General features: G+C 45.5%; 3 protein-coding genes. All 3 read left to right on the top strand.

Features of this window, described 5'->3' with window-relative positions:
* A partial coding sequence (locus ACP45E_RS22560; RefSeq protein WP_141707502.1) for a KR domain-containing protein occupies positions 1-2,714 on the top strand: 2,714 nt, incomplete at its 5' end.
* Positions 2,714-4,789, top strand: coding sequence for a PfaB family protein (locus tag ACP45E_RS22555; protein ID WP_017037952.1), 2,076 nt, complete (start codon positions 2,714-2,716; stop codon positions 4,787-4,789). The genes ACP45E_RS22560 and ACP45E_RS22555, both read left to right, overlap by 1 nt.
* The coding region (locus tag ACP45E_RS22550; protein ID WP_277815740.1) for a beta-ketoacyl synthase N-terminal-like domain-containing protein at positions 4,786-5,466 on the top strand (681 nt) is incomplete at its 3' end. The genes ACP45E_RS22555 and ACP45E_RS22550, both read left to right, overlap by 4 nt.

Here is a 5,466-nt window from a genome sequence, read left to right as displayed (position 1 = left end):
TTTCTGCGACGGCTCCAGTGGCTAGTAATGACAAGTCAGCCTCTCAAGCGGTAACTGCTATCACAGAAACAGCGACAGCAGAACTTCCGCCACACAACGAGGTAGCGCTAAAAAAGTTACCAGCGGTAGATAAACTGGTCGACTGTTTTTCAAAAGATGCTTGTGTTGTGATCACAGACGATGGTCATAACGCGGGTGTTTTAGCAGAAAAGCTGACTGCTAACGGCGTTCAAGTTGCTGTAGTACGTAGTCCTCTATCTGCCGCATCTCCACTAAACAGTGAAATCGCAAGCTACACGCTAGAAAGCATTGATGATGCAGGTGTAAGCGCTGTTATCAATTCAATTGAAGCAGACCTCAAATCTTCAAACAAAGTCATTGCGGGTTTTGTTCACCTGCAAGCACTCGTTAATTCGAAAGAAGAGAAGCCTAAGTCAGGCGTTAATCTAAATGTCGATTCCAAATCGTCATTGTCCGTTGCGTTCTTATTTGCGAAGCACTTAAACAGCCAGCTAAATACCGTATCAGGTCGTAGCGTGTTCTTCACTCTAAGCCGTATTGATGGTGGTTTTGGTTACTTGGATTCAAAGCAATTAGTCAATGCAGAGCTAAACCAAGCGGCACTGTCAGGTTTAACGAAAACGTTGAGCCATGAATGGCCAAATGTGTTCTGCCGTGCGCTTGATGCAACACTGGCATTAGATGCTCGTCATCTAGCTGAAGCGATTACCGCTGAGCTTCACGATATTGACACCAATACGGTTGAAGTTGGTCTAGCTGAAGCTGGTGAAGGTGAAACAGGTCGTTCAACGTTATTTGCAGTAACACCGGGGGAAGCATTAACGAAAAACACAGCAGCAAAGCTAGATAAGAGCGACAATGTTCTTGTCACGGGAGGCGCTAAAGGCGTTACTTTTGAGTGTGCTTTAACGCTTGCTAAGCAATGCCAATCTCACTTCATCTTAGCGGGTCGCAGTAAGCATGTTACCGCTAGCGAACTTCCACAATGGGCTCAAGGTAAGCAAGAAAGCGAACTGAAATCTGCTGCAATTGCACACTTGCAAGTGATGAGTGATAAACCAACACCGAAGAAAGTCGATGCATTATTGAAACCCGTGTTAAGCAGCTTAGAAATTAACGCAGCTCTTGCGGCGTTTAAAGAAGTAGGCGCAAGTGCTGAATATCTAAGTCTTGATGTTTCAAACAGTGAGTCAGTGGCAAACTCGTTGGCTAACTTCAACAACATTACAGGCCTTATCCATGGCGCGGGTGTACTCGCTGACAAACACATTCAGGATAAAACGTTAGATGAACTGAATATGGTTTATGGAACGAAAGTCGGCGGACTAGAAGCCGTACTTGGTGGCCTTGACAGCAGCAAGCTAAAACTTGTTGCGATGTTCTCATCTGCGGCTGGTTTTTACGGAAATACAGGGCAGAGCGATTACGCAATGTCGAACGAAATCCTGAACAAAGCAGCACTGCAACTGTCAGCCCGCAACCCTGAAGCAAAAGTGATGAGCTTTAACTGGGGGCCGTGGGATGGTGGCATGGTTAACGCGGCACTGAAAAAAATGTTCACTGAACGCGGTGTGTACGTGATTCCTTTACAAGCGGGGGCAGAACTGTTCAGCTCTCAGCTATTAAGCGAAACAGGTATCCAACTTCTAGTGGGTACGAGCATGCAAGGCGCAGATAGCAAGGAAGCTTCTGTAAAAAAGCGTAATGCGGAGTCTGTGCAACTTGCAAAGAGTCCGCTAAAAACAAGCATCACTGTGACACGTATCCTTAATCCAAAGGCTCTGCCTTTTATCAAGGATCACTGCATTGCCGGTAACCCAGTGTTACCGACAGTGTGTGCAATCCAATGGATGCGTGAAACAGCGCAACAATTGTTAGGGGCAAGCGTTAGCGTTCGCAACTACAAATTGCTTAAAGGCGTAATCTTTGACACAGACGAAGCACAAGAATTAACAGTGACACTGTCACCTATGGTATCTAAAACGCATTTGGAAGACGGCGTGATAAAAGCGTTGATCAGCTGCCAAGGCCGTCCGCAATACCAAGCTGAATTGCAGATAGCAGACGCACAAACAGTCAGTGAAGTACCAGCGGCACTAACGAAGCACTTTAATGTCGCTACAGGTGAAGCGGTTACAACGTCAGACACGTTATACAGTGACGGCACGTTATTTCACGGGCCAACGCTACAAGGTATCAAAACGGTCGAGCGATTTGATGATCAAGGCTTATTAGCTCAGTGTGAGATGCCGACAATTGTTGATAGCGACTGCGGCTCTTTCATCGCAAAAAATGGTTTTGGTGATAGCCAACCATTCACCGAAGATTACTTGCTACAGGCGATGCTCGTTTGGGCTCGTTTAAAATATGGTTCAGCGAGTCTACCTTCTGCGATCAGTGAGATGATCTGTTACTCGCCAATGCAAGTAGGAGACAAAGGATGGCTCGAACTTGAAGTGATTAAGAGTACTGCTCGATCACTGCAAGCGAACATTTCGCTTTATCATCAAGACGGTCGATTAAGTACAGTAATGAATGGTGCTAAAGTTACGATTAGCAAAACACTTAACGACGCGTTCTTGGCAAATAATCCTGTGGCTTCTGTCAAAGAAACCGAGAACAAATCAGCGATGCAAATGACAAATAAGTCGAAAACTACTGAGTCTAAGAAAACACAGGAGCTATCCTCATAGTGACTGTTCCTTCCAATAAAGCGATGCCTTTGCGCATCGCTCTTTTAGCTCAGCCTGCAAACGCCGCTGGACTTTCTGTCGACTTATTATCCGAACTTCCTAGTATTCAAAAAATAGCGCTCGGCGATAATTTCAATTTATCGATCAATAACGCGATTGAAGCGGTTACTCAAGGCCATGTTGTTGAACTAACGACCCCATCCAGTCATGGTGTCATGGCCAATCGTATTTTGATGTTAAACGCGTTGAGTGCTGCGAAAAGTAAAATTCATCCACATGCGTACTTCGCTGGTTTTTCTGAAAACAATGCGACAAAAAGTGAGAGTATTGCAAAAGCTCTCTCACATGCACGACGCCTGCCTGAAGACCTTAGCTATGAGCGAACGTTTAATTTAACGACGCCTGCCCAGCAATTTGCTGAACTGTTTGGTCTCGTGACTGCTCTATCCGGTCGCACATTGGCTAATCGTTATTGGTTTACCCAGCAGAATAAAGCTCGTGTCGCTTTAATAACGTTTAATAGCGAATGTGAAGATTCAACAAGCTTAATTTTGACTCAAGCGACTGGGCTGCAACCCGCAAAGCCATTACTTTCTAAAGAAAGAGTCATGTTTGTCGTTAGTGGTGCAAATGAATCCGAACTCAAATCCGCTTTAGCGCAACTCAAAGTGCAGCTTAGTAATCTGCCTGTAATTGGATCTAGTGATCTTCAAGCGATTGAACTTATTGAGTTAATGCATTCTAACCTCAAACAGTATCAGACATCGGGTTCCAAAAATCCCGCTTGTGCTGATATCGTTATTCAAGCGGCATCGGTAGAGTCTGCAATAAAAGAGATCGCTGCGTTAGAAAACTCGCTGGGCAAAGTCATGGCTGAAAACAGTCATTACAAAACACCATCTGGAAGTTGCTTTTCACCAGCGCCAAACAGCAAAGGTGGCGTCACGTTTGTTTACCCAGGTGTTGGTACTGTCTATCCAGGCCTGCTTCGAGCATTTCATCACTATTTCCCACAGCTTTTTGCGCGCTTAGAGCGAGAAGGGGATCTAGAGGAAATGTTGCAAGCGAGTAAGACTTACGCTGATGAACCGCAAGAATTGTCATTGAGTGAACTGGCAATTGCGGGGGTGGGCAGCAGCTATATCCTCACTCAATTATTGTGTGAAGATTTTGCAGTTCAGCCGGACTTCGCATTAGGTTATTCCAAGGGTGAAGCGTCGATGTGGGCAAGCTTGGGAGTGTGGAAAAACCCCCATGCGCTGATTGAGATGACTCAAACCAGCCCAATCTTTACTACGGCGATTTCTGGAAAGTTAACAGCGGTCCGAAAGAATTGGCAATTAAGCGCTACTGAGCAAATAGAGTGGAATAGCTTTGTTGTTCGCAGTGATGCTGCCGCTATTAAAGCCCTGTTACCTGAATTTCCACGTGCCTATTTAGCCATTATTCAAGGTGACACTTGCGTACTCGCGGGCTGTGAAGAAACGTGCCGAGCACTTCTCAAGAAGCTAGGAAAGCGTGGAATTCCAGCGAACCGTGTAACAGCGATGCATACGACCCCAGCTTGGAGTCAGCATGAGCAGATACGTGAGTTCTACACGCAACCCGTGTTTGATGAACTTCCTGAGCATATTCGTTTTATCAGTGCCGCTGAGAATCGTCCGGTGGATATAGACAGTCAAAGTATCGCACGTTCTATTGCTGACACGTTTTGCTCAACATTGGATTTTACTTCGTTAATACGTAGCGCCCGTAAACAGGGCGCTCATCTGTTTATCGAGGTAGGGGCTGACCGCCAAACCAGCACATTAATCGATAAGATTAACCGTACTGACGAAGTGGCTAACGAGTATTGCACGGTTGCTACGAATGCAAAGGGTGGCGAAGACATCATGACCTTATTGAAGTGTATCGGTCAGCTAATCACTCATCAAATTCCACTCTCTGTTACCCCTCTCATCGAAGGGCTAGAGCAGCAAATGAACCGCGCGAAATATCAACACGGTTTAGCTAAGTCTGAAACTTTGTCAGTTTCGGGTAATAAAACGAATAATCATCAAGGAGAGCCAGTATGAGTTCTCAATCAAATCGTGCTTCAAAAACAAAATGCAATAAAATTGCGATTGTGGGTATTGCCAATCAGTACCCGCAATCAGATACGCCAAAAGATTTTTGGCGAAATTTACTCGATAAAAAAGACTCTCGTACAACGTTAAGCGCTGTAAAGCTTGGTGCGACACCGCAAAACTATCAAGGTGTGCAAGGGGAGTCTGACCGTTTTTACTGCGATAAGGGCGGTTACATTGAAAACTTTAACTTTGACAGCTCAGGTTACCGCGTAACAAAAGAGTCGTTACAAGGCGTCGATCAAAGCTTTTTATGGGCTTTAGATACGAGCCGAAAAGCGTTAGTCGATGCAGGCGTCAATCTTAGTGCGGATGTGTTAGAGCGCACAGGTATCATTATGGGAGCGCTGTCGTTCCCAACGTCTCGTTCAAACGATCTGTTTTTGCCTATGTATCACTCTGTCGTGGAGAAGGCGCTGAAAACAAAGTTATCAAACGAAAACTTCCAGTTATTGCCAACCAATGAACAACCTCAACCACTCAATGTGATCAACGGTGCGGCTGCACATAACGCATCGAAGCTGGTTGCTGATGCGCTAGGTCTTGGCAATGTACAGTTAAGCCTTGATGCAGCCTGTGCAAGTTCGGTCTATTCACTGAAGCTTGCTTGCGATTACCTGAATACG

The organism is Vibrio genomosp. F10 str. 9ZD137, from assembly GCF_049974785.1.
GTDB lineage: Bacteria > Pseudomonadota > Gammaproteobacteria > Enterobacterales > Vibrionaceae > Vibrio.
The sequence above is the reverse complement of the archived record's forward strand: the minus strand, read 5'-3'. Positions and strand labels throughout refer to the sequence as shown.